This window comes from Eikenella corrodens (genome assembly GCF_900187105.1).
Taxonomy (GTDB): Bacteria; Pseudomonadota; Gammaproteobacteria; order Burkholderiales; family Neisseriaceae; genus Eikenella; species Eikenella corrodens.
Window position 1 is genome coordinate 689,129 of the sequence record NZ_LT906482.1, and the last position, 14,652, is coordinate 703,780.

Annotated in this window: 15 protein-coding genes; 6 read left to right on the plus strand and 9 right to left on the minus strand. The window is 57.2% G+C overall.

Annotation, left to right across the window (positions count from 1 at the left end):
* The first annotated feature begins 162 nt into the window (after nt 1-162).
* Nucleotides 163-648 carry an Lrp/AsnC family transcriptional regulator gene (locus CKV94_RS03485; protein ID WP_035580526.1) on the plus strand — a complete coding sequence of 162 codons (486 nt, stop codon included), beginning with the start codon at nt 163-165 and terminating at the stop codon, nt 646-648.
* Between the two features lie 411 nt (nt 649-1,059).
* On the plus strand, nt 1,060-1,419 hold the full coding sequence (locus tag CKV94_RS03490; RefSeq protein ID WP_035574037.1) for a YbaN family protein: 360 nt from the start codon (nt 1,060-1,062) through the stop codon (nt 1,417-1,419).
* A gap of 99 nt (nt 1,420-1,518) precedes the next feature.
* On the opposite strand, the gene CKV94_RS03495 is transcribed toward CKV94_RS03490, so the two are convergent.
* A complete protein-coding gene (locus CKV94_RS03495; RefSeq protein WP_003823473.1) occupies nt 1,519-2,175 on the minus strand; it encodes a hypothetical protein in 657 nt (218 codons plus the stop codon).
* A gap of 256 nt (nt 2,176-2,431) precedes the next feature.
* Here CKV94_RS03495 and CKV94_RS03500 point away from each other — a divergent pair, with 256 nt between their 5' ends.
* Entirely contained in the window at nt 2,432-3,052 is a 621-nt protein-coding gene (locus tag CKV94_RS03500) for an L-threonylcarbamoyladenylate synthase (protein WP_003823474.1), read from the plus strand.
* A 189-nt stretch (nt 3,053-3,241) separates the two neighbouring features.
* Here the strand turns inward: CKV94_RS03500 and tpx are convergent, their stop codons facing one another.
* The 3 genes from tpx to CKV94_RS03515 all read right to left on the minus strand — a co-directional run bounded on the left by tpx (nt 3,242) and on the right by CKV94_RS03515 (nt 5,267).
* Nucleotides 3,242-3,736, minus strand: a complete 495-nt coding sequence (tpx, locus tag CKV94_RS03505) for a thiol peroxidase (protein ID WP_003823476.1) — start codon at nt 3,734-3,736, stop codon at nt 3,242-3,244.
* A gap of 300 nt (nt 3,737-4,036) precedes the next feature.
* Nucleotides 4,037-4,549 carry a protein disulfide oxidoreductase gene (locus CKV94_RS03510; protein ID WP_035580561.1) on the minus strand — a complete coding sequence of 171 codons (513 nt, stop codon included), beginning with the start codon at nt 4,547-4,549 and terminating at the stop codon, nt 4,037-4,039.
* A 196-nt stretch (nt 4,550-4,745) separates the two neighbouring features.
* Entirely contained in the window at nt 4,746-5,267 is a 522-nt protein-coding gene (locus tag CKV94_RS03515; RefSeq protein WP_003823478.1) for a hypothetical protein, read from the minus strand.
* Between the two features lie 271 nt (nt 5,268-5,538).
* Between CKV94_RS03515 and murJ the strand changes: the two genes are divergently transcribed.
* Nucleotides 5,539-7,077, plus strand: a complete 1,539-nt coding sequence (gene murJ, locus CKV94_RS03520; RefSeq protein WP_003823479.1) for a murein biosynthesis integral membrane protein MurJ — start codon at nt 5,539-5,541, stop codon at nt 7,075-7,077.
* 155 nt (nt 7,078-7,232) lie between these two features.
* Here the strand turns inward: murJ and CKV94_RS03525 are convergent, their stop codons facing one another.
* Entirely contained in the window at nt 7,233-7,454 is a 222-nt protein-coding gene (locus tag CKV94_RS03525; protein WP_003823481.1) for a hypothetical protein, read from the minus strand.
* A gap of 124 nt (nt 7,455-7,578) precedes the next feature.
* Between CKV94_RS03525 and luxS the strand changes: the two genes are divergently transcribed.
* Entirely contained in the window at nt 7,579-8,088 is a 510-nt protein-coding gene (luxS, locus tag CKV94_RS03530) for an S-ribosylhomocysteine lyase (RefSeq protein ID WP_035580564.1), read from the plus strand.
* Nucleotides 8,089-8,171: 83 nt separating this feature from the next.
* Nucleotides 8,172-8,387 carry an RNA-binding S4 domain-containing protein gene (locus tag CKV94_RS03535; protein WP_035580529.1) on the plus strand — a complete coding sequence of 72 codons (216 nt, stop codon included), beginning with the start codon at nt 8,172-8,174 and terminating at the stop codon, nt 8,385-8,387.
* A gap of 228 nt (nt 8,388-8,615) precedes the next feature.
* Here CKV94_RS03535 and CKV94_RS03540 read toward each other — a convergent pair whose 3' ends face one another.
* From CKV94_RS03540 to CKV94_RS03555, 4 genes are all read right to left on the minus strand, one after another.
* Nucleotides 8,616-12,815, minus strand: coding sequence for a tape measure protein (locus CKV94_RS03540; protein WP_003823486.1), 4,200 nt, complete (start codon nt 12,813-12,815; stop codon nt 8,616-8,618).
* Nucleotides 12,816-12,985: 170 nt separating this feature from the next.
* Nucleotides 12,986-13,741 carry a phage tail tube protein gene (locus CKV94_RS03545; protein ID WP_003823488.1) on the minus strand — a complete coding sequence of 252 codons (756 nt, stop codon included), beginning with the start codon at nt 13,739-13,741 and terminating at the stop codon, nt 12,986-12,988.
* A gap of 105 nt (nt 13,742-13,846) precedes the next feature.
* Entirely contained in the window at nt 13,847-14,179 is a 333-nt protein-coding gene (locus CKV94_RS03550; RefSeq protein ID WP_003823489.1) for a DNA-binding protein, read from the minus strand.
* Entirely contained in the window at nt 14,166-14,642 is a 477-nt protein-coding gene (locus tag CKV94_RS03555) for a hypothetical protein (protein WP_003823491.1), read from the minus strand. Before CKV94_RS03555 ends, CKV94_RS03550 begins: the two co-directional genes overlap by 14 nt.
* Nucleotides 14,643-14,652: the final 10 nt, after the last annotated feature.

Here is a 14,652-nt window from a genome sequence, read left to right on the forward strand (position 1 = left end):
AATATGGCGGACTATTTCAAGGTGTTTCACATATAATACCGCCCGGAGATATACAGTGTAGTTAATGGTTGGCCACAAGCCTCCCTGAAACACCGTTTTGGCTGCCAGCTCACCGGCGTGCAGCACAATCTCTAACCCAGTAGTATGATTGGATACCGAATCATGACAACCACTGTTTCGCTTGACAAAATCGACCTGAAAATCCTTCAGGCCCTGCAACACAACGGACGACTGAGCAACGTTGAGCTGTCCGAACGTGTTGCCCTTTCCCCTTCCCCCTGCCTGCGACGGCTCAAGCAGTTGGAGTCCACCGGCATTATCCGTGGCTATGCCGCCTTGGTACACCCTTCCACTGTGGCACTCGGCTTACAGGTGTTTATCCGCGTATCCGTAGATAAGAGCACCCACCTGCGCGATGGCTTTGCCGACTCCGTACGCGATTGGCCGCAGGTGCTGCGCTGCTTCGCGCTCACCGGCGAAACCGACTATATGCTGCACGCTTTTTTCGCAGATATGGAAAGCTTCTCCCAATTTATCCTCGACACCCTCTTGGCACATCCGGGCGTGGTGGACGCGCGTTCCAGCTTTGTGCTGCAGGAAGTGAAAAACTCCACCGTATTACCTTTGGATCATTTGCAAGCAGAGTAGGATTTTATTGCTAGATTATTGAGTAATTAGGAAAAGCAAAATTTCAGGTAGCCTTTTGCAGGGGGGCACCTGATTTTTTTACATTTGCAGTTTTGTTTCAGGTAGCCTGGCTATTGCAGGCTACCTGAAACTTTGTAGAGCGGGCTTTATCCCTGCCCGTTGCGTCAACAAACAACCCAAGCCCTTCAAACCGCTGTTTTGCCTTGCATCAAAAAACCAAGTCCTAAGCATACTAGCTGTGAATAAGTCGTATTCCCTTCTCCAAATGATACAATCACGTCAAATTGTGCGAGAGACTTAGAAATAATGGGCAAAACGGAATGGATAATTGTGGTGTTAGTGGTCGGGCTGGTGGCGGGGGTGGCATGGATCCGGCATCGCCGGCAAACCGGCCGCGACTCTTACTTGCCGCTGTGGCGGCCTTTTGTGTGGCTGGCAGGTTGGCTGGCTCTGCTCCTGGGCATTATCGGCATTTTCTTGCCGGGCTTACCAACTGTACCGTTTGTGCTGTTGGCGGCAGGCTGTTGGTCACGCACATCGCCGCGTTTCCACCGTTGGCTCAGCGAGCACCGCTATTTCGGTCCGATGGTGCGCAACTGGGAGCGCAAACGGGCAATTCCGCTTAAAGGCAAGATCTTGTCGGCACTGATGATGTCCTGCTCGTGCGTGTGGATGCTGTATCGCTTTCCCGAACGCTGGTGGGCAGGCGTGGGGATGGTGATCGTGTGCTTGGCAGTAACAGTATGGATGTGGCGGCTGCCAAGTGAGTGAATGTTATCGGGCCATAAAAAATCACAAGCTTGTCCAACACACATAAAAAGGCTACCTGAAACCTTTCAGGTAGCCTTTAATCATACTTACTACAGCAGCCTACTGATGCCGGCGCAGCTCTTGACGCAACGACTGCAGGCCAGAGCGGCGGTCGGCGATTTGCAATTGCAGGTTGCCGGCGCGATCAGACTGGTTGTTGCGGCGGGCGGTGGCCAGCTCACGTTCGGCCTGCGCTAAGGCGCGCTCTTCACGGCGGATGTCGCGGGTGATGATTTCCTTGGGCGTGAGCGGCTTGGCGGCAGCAATCACCGGTGCAGGGCGCACAATGGGGGTGCTGCGGCGTTCCGGCTCGGGCTGGTGGCGCAGGGTAACGCGCATGGGCACGGGTTTGCTGATTTCCACATCGCTGGCAGCAGCCACAGCTTCTTGCCACACATCAGGCAATTCGCTGCTGCCGTTATCGGCTTTATCGGCAGTCTGTTTAACTGGCTCGGAGGCAGCAGCCACAGGAGAGGAAGCGGCATCGGCCTGTTTAGGCAAATCAGCTTCTTCCTCGGCCAAAGATTTGGCCACGGGGCGGCAACGGCCTTGCGGCAAGGCAGTACGCACGCTACGCCCGTCGGCGAGCTGGCAGAGATAGGAAATTTCGGCCGGAGCGGTTTCGCTGCGGGCGGCGGGAGTTTCGGTAGCGGCACTGATGCCGAAAGCCAGCAGCAAAAAGCCGGGCAGAACAATATAAGCTAATTTTTCAAACATGATTTGGTGTGTATTGCTAAAGCGTTTAATTCCCCATATGGCATTGGCTTGCTATGGCGAATTAATCTGCTGTGTTATGAATAGATACAGCATTATATCAAGCAGCAGGCACACAGGCTGTTGGCTTAGGTTTAAACAGGTAAACAGGCTACCTGAAAAACGCAATGGGCTTTAAGCGGCGTGAATTCAATTTAATTCAGGACAAGGCACGGCATAAAGGCTTAAAATATTCATTTTTTTCCAGCAGGAGAGAGCCATGGCACAATTCTTCGCCATCCACCCCGAAAATCCACAAGAGCGGCTGGTGAAACAAGCCGCCGAAATCGTGCGCCAGGGCGGCGTGATCGTGTATCCCACCGACTCCTGCTACGCCCTCGGCTGCCAGATGGGCAACAAGGAGGCCATGGAACGCATCCTCGCCATCCGCCAAATCGATTTGAAACACCACCTCACCCTGATGTGCGCCGATTTGAGCGAGTTGGGCACTTATGCCAAAGTGGACAACAGCCAATTCCGCCAGCTTAAGGCTGCCACCCCCGGCGCCTACACCTTTATCCTGCCCGCCACCAAAGAAGTGCCCAACCGCACGCTGCACCCCAAACGCAAAACCATCGGTCTGCGCGTACCCGACAATAAAATCGCCCTCGCCCTTTTGGCCGAGCTGGGCGAACCCATGCTCTCCTGCACCCTGATGCTGCCCGAAGAAACCGAGCCGCAAACCGACCCCTACGAAATCCGCAACCTGCTCGAACACGCCGTGGATTTAATCATCGACGGCGGCTGGTGCGGCACCGAGCCGACCACGGTAATCGATATGACCAACGGCACCGAGCTTATCCGCCAAGGTGCGGGCGATACATCGGTATTTGGGTTGTAACTGTCAGACTGTTTGTAAGCTGATTGTCCTTAAAGGCTACCTGAAAGTTTCAGGTAGCCTTTTAATCTGGCAGCAGATTAGCTTAAAAACTGCCGCTGTAAGCTTTCAGTTAGCCCCTACCCTACCCAAAACAAAACCGCCTGCATCCGTTGTGTGCAGGCGGTTTCGCTTTGGCTTGGCTAAGCCGGGTTACAGCACGGCCAGGGCAGCTTCGTAGTTGGGCTCTTGGCCGATTTCGGGCACGAGTTCGGCGTGCAGAACTTTGTTGTTTTCATCCAGCACCACCACGGCACGGGCGGTGAGGCCGCGCAGCGGGGTGTCGGCCAGGGTGATGCCGTAGTCGGCGCCGAAACTGCTGCGGAAGCTGGAGAGCGTTACCACGTTTTCAATGCCTTCCGCGCCGCAGAAGCGGGAAAGGGCGAAGGGCAGGTCGGCAGAAACGCACAGCACCACGGCATTTTGCAGCGCGGCGGCGCGTTGGTTGAAGGTGCGCACGGATTGGGCACACACGCCGGTGTCGATGCTGGGGAAAATGTTGAGCACTTTGCGTTTGCCGGCGAAGTCGGCCAAGGTTTTGTCGGACAAATCGGCGGCGGTGAGGGTGAAGGCGGGAGCGGCGGCGCCAACGGCGGGCAGGTTGCCTACGGTGTTGGCGGGCGTGCCGCGGAAGGTGATGTTTGCCATTTTACTATCCTTTTCTTGATGTTGATGAAGATTGCTGTTACGCGGCGGCAAGGATAGAGGTTTTTCTACGGATTGCCAAGCAATGGCTACCTGAAAGCGCAGCTTCAACGAGGTTAAAACGCAGCGAAGCAAAGTTTCTGCAAAGCTAAAGCCCAGCTTCAACGGAGTTAAAACGACGCGCAGCAGCGTTTTGCAAGGCAATACAAAGCGGCGAGCAGCAGGCAATACAAAAATACAGCCAAGCAACCCAACACCATATCGGCCATTCAGCCGGCTCACTATCCAACTTTGCAGGTAGCCTCACCCATCCAACGCATCCAATAAAGCAATCCGCGCGCGCAAGCCCCAATAGCTGGCCAGGCCGGTGGTGCTGTGGCGCACGCGGCCGTTTTTCACCAGCACGATGGTGGGCGTTACCTGCACCTGCCATTGCCGCGCCCAACCGCCATCTGCATCGTTTACCGTGTCGAACTGCCAGCCGTGCGTTTTCAGGTAGCCCCTCACTTCTTCATCGCTGCCCGATTGCAAAGCCACGCCCACCACAGGCACGCCGTTGCGCGCGAGTTTGTCCACCGCCGGAGACGTATGCCGGCAGATGCCGCACCACGAGCCCCAAAAATACAACACGGTGGTGCGGCTGCCGCCTAATTCGGACAAGGTGGTTTGCCGCCCTTGCAGGGTGTGCAGCGGCAGTGCGGCAACCTGCGGCGGCACGGCGGGTGCACGATACCAGTCGAGCAGCAGGCTGATCACGATAAAGGCAGCTACCATGGCGACGGCTTGGCGCAGGAAGGAGAAAAGACGTTGGCGGATAGGTGGCATAGCTTGGTTTGGATGGTGTGTGGAAGGCTTAGGTTTTAACTTTATTGCAGCTCGGCTTTAGCTTCGCAGAAACTTTGCTTCGCTCCGCTTTAACTTCGTTGAAGCGGCGTTTTCAGGTAGCCTCAATCCCTAAAAAGGCTACCTGAAAAACAATGCGGAGCAGATTCTCAGCAACTGATGCCGGGCCTTATTTCTCGTGCAGCTGGCGGATTTCGTTTTTCAGCCATTCATCAAAATCGAGACGATGTCGGCAGAGGGTTTCGCTCCAATACAGGCAGCAGAAGGCGGTGTAGCGGGCGTTTTCGGTGTTTCGGGCAATCATTCTGGCAACGAAAGGTTCAAGCGTTGTCGCGCTGTGTCGCATCCCGCCGTGTTCGCCGTATTCGCCGCAGGTTTCGGGGTGGAGTGCGTCGATTAGGGTTTCGATTTCGGGCTGGAGGGCGAGCCATGAGCCGTTGCCCTCGTCCGAATAAAGCACTTCTTTCAACCACAATTTGATGTTTTCCAGCCCCTGAATACGCGGGTCGTGCCAGAGCAGGCGCAGGGTGGCGAGCTGGGCTTCGCTTTCCGGAACACCTTGCGGATTATCGTGGTCGAATTGCCAGACGAGCTCATAAAGGGCGCGGTTGCGCTTGGTTTCGGGCAGCTCGAGCAGGATGTCGCGGACTTGCTCGGGGGTGTGCCATTGTGGAAGGCTGAGTTTGGGCATGATGTGTTTGGTGTGGGCGGTAGATTTCAGGTAGCCTTCCTTGACAAAATAGGCTACCTGAAAGCTTATTCAACGTTTCGCGCAGCATTCTACCGTATCTTCGCTCGTTTGCCCTGCGTTGCGGTCGGCGCTTTAGCTTCGCAGAAACTTCGCTTCGCTCCGTTTTAACTGCGTTGAAGCTGCGCTTTCAGGTAGCCTTTTCTTCGGCCTCTCCCACAAAAGCGGCTGCTTGCGGTACACTTGCGCCCGTTTTATCTATAGGTAATAAAGCATGAACCTTCTTAGCGCGTTGGCGAAAATCGGCAGCATGACCATGCTGTCGCGGGTGCTCGGTTTTGTGCGCGATGCGGTGCTGGCGCGGATTTTCGGCGCGGGCATTGCGATGGACGCATTCGTGGTGGCCTTCCGCCTGCCCAACCTGCTGCGCCGTATTTTTGCTGAAGGGGCGTTTTCGCAGGCTTTTGTGCCGATTTTGGCGGAATACCGGCAGAAGAAATCGCCGGCAGAGACGCAGGAATTTGTGCAGCATGTGGCGGGGATGCTGATGTTTGCGCTGCTCATCGTTACCGCCATCGGCGTGCTGGCGGCGCCGGCGGTGATTTGGGCCACGGCCAGCGGCTGGGGCGGCAAGCCGGAGAAGTTTGTGCTGGCTTCGCAGCTTTTGCGGATTATTTTCCCGTATATCCTGCTGATTTCGCTATCGTCTTTAGTGGGCAGCATTCTCAACACTTACGGCAAGTTTTCCGTGCCGGCATTCACGCCGGTGTTGCTGAATGTGTCGCTCATCGGCTTTGCGCTGCTGGGGGCGAAGCATTTCGAGCAACCGGTGATGGCTTTGGGCTGGGGCGTGTTTTGCGGCGGAGTGCTGCAACTGAGTTTCCAGCTGCCTTGGCTGTTTAGGTTGGGCTTTTTGAAAATACCGAAGCTGCGTTTTGGCGATCCGGCGGTAAACCGCGTAATCAAACAGATGGCGCCGGCCATTTTGGGCACGTCGGTGGCGCAGGTGTCGTTGGTGATCAACACGAATATCGCGTCGTACTTGCAAAGCGGCAGCGTATCGTGGATGTATTTTGCCGACCGACTAATGGAGCTGCCCACCGGCGTGTTGGGCGTGGCGCTGGGCACGATTCTGCTGCCGGGGCTGTCCAAACACGCCGCCACGGGCGACAAACGGGAATTTTCCGCGCTGTTGGATTGGGGCTTGCGCCTGTGCCTGCTGCTCACGGCGCCGGCGGCGGTGGGCATGGCGGTGTTGGCCTTCCCGCTGGTGGCCACGCTGTTTATGTATAACAAAATCGGCATGCACGACGCGCTGATGACGCAACAGGCGCTGATTGCCTATGCGGTGGGGCTCTTGGGGCTGATTCTGATTAAGGTGCTGGCGCCGGGATTTTACGCGCAGAAAAACATCAAAACGCCGGTGAAGGTGGCGATTGTAACGCTGGTGTGCACGCAGCTGATGAACCTGATATTTGTGTGGAAGCTGCAGCATGCGGGGCTGGCGTTATCCATCAGCTTGGGCGCATGTATCAATGCGGCGTTCCTGTTTTTATTGTTGCGGATTAAAGAGATGTATCAGCCCAAGGCGGGCTGGCGCGCGTTTTTGCTGAAGCTGGCGATTGCGCTGACCGTGATGGCCGGCGGGCTTTGGGCGGTGCAGCATTATGTGGCGCTGGAGTGGGTGCACGTGGGCGGCTTGCAGCGCACGGGACAGTTGTTTGCGCTGATCGGCTTCGGCATGGTGCTGTATTTTTCCACACTGGGGCTGCTGGGCTTCCGGCCGCACCACTTTAAGCGACGGGAGATGTAGCTTTGGAGATTTCAGGTAGCCTTTTGACCAGCCGTTGGAGGTTACCTGAAAATTGAAAAACACAACTGCAACGAAGTTAAAACCACAATCCAAACAAAATAATCCGCCGGCAAGCCACATGCTTGTCGGCGGATTTTTATCGTTGCAGGGGAGGATTATTCGTCGTCTTCCTCTGCCAAGGCAGGATGCGCCGCTTCCTGATTGCGGCCGATCAGCCACAACGCGCCGCCCACCACAACGAATGCAATCTTAATGCCCCAGGCCACGCCGTCGCCCCAGTTGTAAATCCAAGCCAATACTTTCGGCACACGGTTGAAGAAATCTAGAAAAATCGCCAGGATGCCCAAAATGGCCAAAGTGCTACCTATGTTTTGCATAATTGTCCCCTTGTTTGTGGTTGAGAAAGAGGCGAAATTTTACACAAAGCATACATTTTTTCAAGCCACAAGCGAAAATGGTATGATACTGCCTTCGCAATCCCAACACACCAAAGGAACCGCCATGCCCCTGCTCGACAGCTTCACCGTAGACCACACCCGTATGCACGCCCCCGCCGTGCGCGTGGCCAAAAACATGCGTACCCCCAAAGGCGACGACATCACCGTGTTCGACCTGCGCTTCTGCGTGCCCAACCAAGAAATCCTGCCCGAAAAAGGCATCCACACGCTGGAACACCTGTTTGCCGGCTTCATGCGCGAGCATCTCAACGGCGCCAACGTAGAAATCATCGACATTTCCCCCATGGGCTGCCGCACCGGCTTCTACATGAGCCTCATCGGCACCCCCAGCGAAGAAGCCGTAGCCGCCGCCTGGCAAGCCGCCATGCAGGATATTTTAAACGTACAAGACCAAAGCCAAATCCCCGAGCTGAACGAATACCAATGCGGCACCTACCGCATGCACTCCCTCGAAGAAGCGCAGCAAATCGCCCGCAACATCCTCGCCCGCCAAATCGGCATCAATAAAAATGCCGACCTCGCCCTGAGCGAAGATATCCTCGGCAAGCTGTAAACCGCCAAACAAAGAGGCTACCTGAAACATATTTTTCAGGTAACCTCTATCGCCCGCCAAACCAAATATTCGAAACGAAAGCCATGCAAACCTTCTCCCTCAACGGCCACGAATACATCGCCCTGTGTGACCTCCTCAAACTCACCGGCCTGGCCGACAGCGGCGGCCAAGCCAAAACCTGGATCGCCGAAGGCCGCGTACGCCGCAACGGCGCAACTGAAACCCGCAAAACCGCCAAAATCCTCGCCGGCGAAATCATCGAGTTGGATAACGGCAGCGCGATTGAAGTACAGGAATAACTCAGCCAAGGCTGGCGTAACCACCGATAAAAAGGCTACCTGAAAGTGCAATGCAGCAAAATTTCTGCATTACGCTTTCAGGTAGAATATAAAAGCGCGAAACTTTGCATAGAAAGGCGGAAAACTTTGCATAGCTTACCCGTGGCGGAAAACTTTGCATAGCCTATTTTTAACCCCCGTTTAACGACCTGTTAAGTGGGGGTTTCGCATGCCTGTTTGAGCCCGCCGTCAGAACTTATAAATCAGGTGGTCGTCATACCGTGAGCTGTGGTTGATGGTGCTGCCCACAGTGACGGTTTGGCAGCCTGAAAAACGCTCCCAACCGGGCAGGCGCAGCTCGGCTACAAGGTCGAGATAGGCGGGCAGCTCGCTGCGCGTGCTCGAAAAGAATATGAAGGGCGGCCTTACCATTGCCATCAGGCGCAGGAACTCGACCATGCCGAAGTAGGCTGCCTTACGGTAGTTTCCCTGCTGGGTGCATACGTAGGGCGGGTCGAGCACCAATAACGTGCGCGGGTTGCCGATATGCTGCGGTAGCAGCTCGCGGTAGGATTGGCTGACTATCTCCACGCCTTGCAGGTAGCCTTGTGCCTCGGGGTAGTCGCTGAGGCTGATGCAGTTGTACATGGTTTTGCGGCATAGCTCGTCCAAGTCGGCGGCGGTGTTGCCGCTGAATAGCAACCATGAAACCAAGCAGTCGAGGTCGATATAGCCGCCGAAGCTGCGGATGGCGGCCACGATGGCAGCCTTAATTGCTGGCGGTACCAGTTTGCTGCGTGGAACGGGTGCCAGCAGCCCGGCAAGCTGGCGGCGCAAACGGTTGATGTCGGGAATGTGTTGTAGGCGCTCGCCGGTGATGCTCTCGTCGGCCTGTGAAGTGCCGGTGCGGGTGTGGCCGGCAGCCTCGGCGTACACGGTAAAGCTCTGCGGTTTGACCGGGGCGGCGGGGGTGCGGCCGTAATACTGCTTGAGCCGCATATCGGCCAGGCTGTACACCCCCGCCTCGATAACCACATCGCCGGAAGCACCGGCATCCTTAAATACCAACTCGCCGCTTAGGGCATCCAAGTAACCCACCGCCTCGCCGTTGCCGGTTTTGGGATCGATGTTTTTGTACAGGGTGCCGTCGCGCTCGATTAAGCGGGTGCTGCCCAGGCGGAATACCCATGAGTTGAGCAGGCACTGGCGCGGCCACGGCTTGTTTTGCAGCACATTGGCTGCCTGGCTGTTGTTGGACAAGGTCAGGGTCAGACGCCGGGTGGCCGCACCGGCGGCGATATAGGACACGGTGGCGGCAGAAACCGATGCGCTGTATTTGCGCTGCGGCCCGCCGTCGTCCACTACGCTGATACTGATGGGTGTGGCCTTGTTGTCGATTTGGTGGTCTTGGTAGCGGATATGCCGCGCATCGCGTGCCAGCGCGGCCAGTGGAATGCTAAACGTACCGGAAACGTAGTTGATGGTAGCGCCGGGCAGCTTTTTGCCGTAGAGCACCAGGCCGCCGTTACCGTCATCGGAGATGGCGTGGGCGTAGGCACGGCGGCTGGAATGGGTGCGCGTACCACGGCGGGCGGACTGGCCGAAGCCGTTTACTGCCGACCAGTCCCAATAAGACTTGCTCTCGCTCTCGGAAAACGTGGCGGTTACCTCAATCAGTACTGTGCCGGCCTGACAGGGGCCGATGGTACCGCCGACCAAATCGGCATTGGTGGTGAGCGCCATCTGCTTGACCGTACGCTGCTCGGTGTAAACATCGGCGGTTACGCTGTAGGCGGCATTGGGGGCGTTTTGCAGGGTGATGATGCCCTGCGCATAATCCACCGCGCCCTGCACGTCGCCGCTCAATGCGCCGTTGCTGTCGGTAGCGCTCTTACTGCCGTTATGGCTCCAACCTAGGCGCAGGGTGCCGGGCTTGATGTTTTGCAGGCTGTTGTCGGTGAGGCGGCTGGTGGGCTGCACCGGCGGCAGGGTAACGGTGTTGCCGGGCTCCTGCCCGTCAATGGCTTTAAAAGCATCCAAAGGCGACCAGGCGACTACAATTTTGCTGTCCACATCAGGCTGAGCCGGCAGCGAAATCAGCACCGAACCGCTGCGCTCGACCCGGCCGCGCACGGTGCCGTCGGCATCGCGCAGCACATAATCGCCGTTATCGGTCAGGGTGTACCAGTTGCCGCCGCTGATAAAGGACACGGCAGTTGCGCCGGGGGCGGGTTTGGGACGCAGCAATGGAGCCCACTCCGTACCCTGATTGGTGTCGTCCACGTTGATGATGGCGGTATAGTTGGCGGCGCTGTAGCGGGCGGCCGGCACGGCCAATACCTCCAAATCAAAACCGCTGGCGGCGCGGATCACACCTTTTTCGTAGTCCACCGCCAACACGTCGCCGCTGTTGTCTTTTTTCAGGTGGCCTTGGCCGTCGTCGGTGTAACCGGGCAGCTCCACCGTGCCTGGCTGCACGGATGACTCCAGATAGATGTCGCCGCTGTAGCTGCCGGCAATCTGCGCCATACGGCGGCGCGGGGCGGTCGGAATCCACACCCCCGCCCCGGTGGGGAACTGGTCGGCAAAAGCGGTCTCGATGATGGAGGTCGGCACCAGCTTTTCGTAGATTTGGTCTACCTGAATCATGCCGGATTGGGCGGTAATCGGTGCGGCCAGCGGGCGCACGCCGTAATAGCTGGCGGTATCGGCCACCTGCGTTTCCAGCAGCTGGGAGGGCGGGTTGGCGTAGGTGGGCGAGGGATAGGCCACGCCCGGGAAGGCGATATTGACGCTGTTGATTAGGCCTTTGATAAAGTCGAAATCCTCGGCACTGTTCCCGGCCAAGGTAGAGATACCGCCGCCGATGCTGTTGATGACATCCAGCACGGTGTCTAATAAATCATAGACGGCGACCGCGCCCTCTTTGATGGCATCGTAGGCGGAAACAAAGGTGTCTTTCAGGCCGCCTGAAACCGTGGCATCCATGCCGTTGATGCGCTCTTCAAGCCAATCCAGCATCCCGCCGATGTCCTGCAACACCGAAATCGCCGCCTCGGCCACACCGCCTTCGCCGAAGCCGTTGAGCAGCTCGGCGAAGCGGTTTTTAAGCAGGTTGATTTGGCCGTTGAGCGTTTCCACATTGCGGGCGGCATCAGCGGCAAACGCCTGCTCCAAGGCCGCGCCGAATTTGGGCAGGAACTCTTCGGCACTGATGCCGGATTCGACCATTTTTTCCAGCTCGGCGGTGGTGACGCCCATTGATTTGGCGGCAATCGCCATTGCCGGAGAGAGCCGCTCGCCCAACTGGCCGCGCAGCTCTTCCATGCTGACTTTGCCCTTACCTGCAATCTGGGAGAGTGCCAAGAACACGCCGTTGGCCTCATCGGCGGACAGGTTCATGGCGGCCACGGCATTGGCCACGCCGCTGAAAATCTGCTGGGTTTGCACGTGGCTGATGTTGAGGTCTTTGGTAGCGGCGGCCAGTTGGGCGTAGCCGTTGGCGGCGCTGACCATATCCAAGCCCAGGCGCTCGACCACGCCGCGCACAAAGTCCAGCTGCTTGCCGCCCTCTTCGGCACCGCCGAAAGCGTAATCCAGGCGCTTGCGGATTTGTTGGAACTCTTGGGTCTTATCCAAAATCGCCTGTACGCCCTCTTTGACTGCGTACAGCCCGCCACCAACCCCGGCGGCGGCCAGCCCGGCCGTGCCCAGGCCTTTGAGCGAGGAGGCAATCGGGGTCATCTTGCCCGGCACGCCGTCCAGCTCGGCCTTGAGTTCGCGCAGCCGGGCCTTGTACAGCTCGGTGGCGCGGGCGAGCTGCTGCTTGGTCAGGGTGCCGCTGCTGCGCAGGGTGCGGTAGGCGGCGGTGGTGGCGGTAATCTCACGTCGTACCCGGTCGTCTACATCCAAGCCCAGCCGTACGCGGGCGGCAGCCGTCGCCTTGAGGCGCTGCGCCTCGACGGTTAATCCGTGCAGTTTGGCTTCGGCGGCTTTGGCAGCCTCACCCAAGCGCGCCTGCTCTTGGTGCAGGTTACGGGTTGGCAGCTCGGCGGCGCGCATCTCGTTGCGCACCCTTTGCAAACTCTGCTGCAACTCCGATTGTTTATCCTTGAGCCGCGCGGCCTTTTGCGTGGCCGCATCAAACTGTCGGCGTAATGCCGCCGACGGGTCGGCCTGCATCCGCTGCGCCAGCGTATTGATGTTTGCCTGCGTAGCGGCCAGCTCGTCAGCCAAACCGCGCGATTCGGTTTTGAGCTCGCGGAAACGGGCAATCAATGCCTGTTGCGCCGCCACCCGCTGCCACGCCTCGCCCAAAGATTTACTCTGTTCGCGCAGCTGGGCGGTGTCGCCGCCCATCGCTTCGATTTCATCGGCCAATTGGCGCAGGGTTTCCGCACCTTCCACGCCAGCCTTGATTTTTAAGCCCGCTTCGATCTGTTTTGCCATTTTTTGCTCGCACTTGTCGCCATGATGGCGCAGTATGGGTTTCAGGTAGCCTACGGGTGGCGGTAAGCGCTTCAGCACCTATGCCGTGTTACATAACCTCCACCGGCCCTTGGTGTAAAAAAAGGCGGCCGGGAAGGCCGCCGAAGTCTCGGAGTTTGCAGAGTGAGGAATTAGTTAAATTCGCTGTAGCTGTAGGATGAGGGATAACCGGCCACCAATACTGTGTTGCCGCTGAAACTGGCGCTGTTGAAGTCGTCAGCAAACCAATCCAGCTCGGAATCAGAGGCAATCACGGCAGACGGGATGTGCAGCTTGCCCTCTTTGCCGTTCACGCGGTTGGTGGTGTCCACGAGGATTTCCAAATCCCAGTCGCTCACCTTGTCTGCGTCGATATGGAAACCGCCGCCCGCCTTGGTGGTATGGGTGATTTTGACCTCTTCGCCGTCCTGCACGGTGGTGCAAGACTCTTTGACCAGTACCAGGCCGATATTGGCGTTGAGTTCGTAGTCGGCTTCGTCCACCTTGGTGCCGGCGGCGTTTTTGACAATAACCTTGGTCGGGTCGAGGTTGGCGTGGCCGAGGCTGATCCAAATGCCTTTTTTGGCAACCGTAACCGGCTGGTCGGTGGTTTTGACCGCAGAGGCATCCACTACGCTGTCTGCACCCATCAGCACCATTGCCAGATTAGTTTTGTCAAAGGTATCCAGGGTAAAGGACACGGTGGTCGGTTTTTTAATGGTGATGGTATCCAGTGCCTGGCCGTAGCTGCCTTTCTGCTTGCTGGTACGGGTTTTCTTTTCGCTCTCGGTCTTGAGTTTGAGGGCGGTAACGTTGCCGATGGGCAAAAAGCCGGTATCGGGCAGGCGGCGGTTGCGCGCCATCACGGTGCCTTCGACAATCAGGCCGTCGTCTTGTAAACGGGACATTTATTGCTCCTTTACCCGCCATCCCCTGCCGCTGTGTCGGCAAGCGTTTCAGTGCGCAAAAAAACAGGCTGCCTTTTCAGGTAGCCTGTTTTGTCTTGCTGTCCCTTATTGCACCAAGTCCTTAATAACAGTGTCCAAAGGCAAGCCGGCTTGGGATGGGCGCAGAACAGCTGGCTTAGATTGCTTTTTCTCCTGCACAGGGGGCTTGGCCGTGGACTTGGCCAACATCCCCATCAGGTGTTTTTCAGCGATGGCGTCTTGGATTTCCTGCGGCAGGGCGGCTATTTGGTACTCAAAACCACCACCAGTTTTCCCTCGCCTACGGCCAACCCAATGTTCTCGCTTAGCTTTATCAGCAATTCCTTTATGTGTTTTCGGCAGAAAAGATATTTGGAGCATGGCTAAGTCACCTGCACTTAGATATTCACTCATCATCATCTCCAAACCCTAGCTCTGGTGTCTCTGCCTTTTTGACGTTTTCGCGGTGGTAGGCGAGCAAGGCCAGTACACCGGTCAAGGCTTCGATGGTCTCATCCACACCGCTGCCGTCTTCGTGCCATTTAGCCAATAGGGCAATGGCTTCCGCTGTTTGGCTCTGTACTTTGGCAATATCAGCGGTAGAGCCTTTGCGGCCACGTGGGATTTCAATGACTACACGGTCGCCATGCAGCACGCTCAAATACTCGCTGATGTATCGGCTGCCAGTTAAAGCCTCAAACTGGGCTATCCGGTTAAGTGGCATGGTGTTTTCGAGCAGCCAGCGGTAATACGTTTTGAGCTCCACGCCCATCAGGTCGGCCATTACCTTGGATGGCAGCCTGCGCTCTTTAGCATGGTGCTTGGCCAGCTCGATGGCATGGTCGAGCGAGGTGGCTTTGGGCTGTTTTTTGCTGTTTCTCATAGTAAAAATC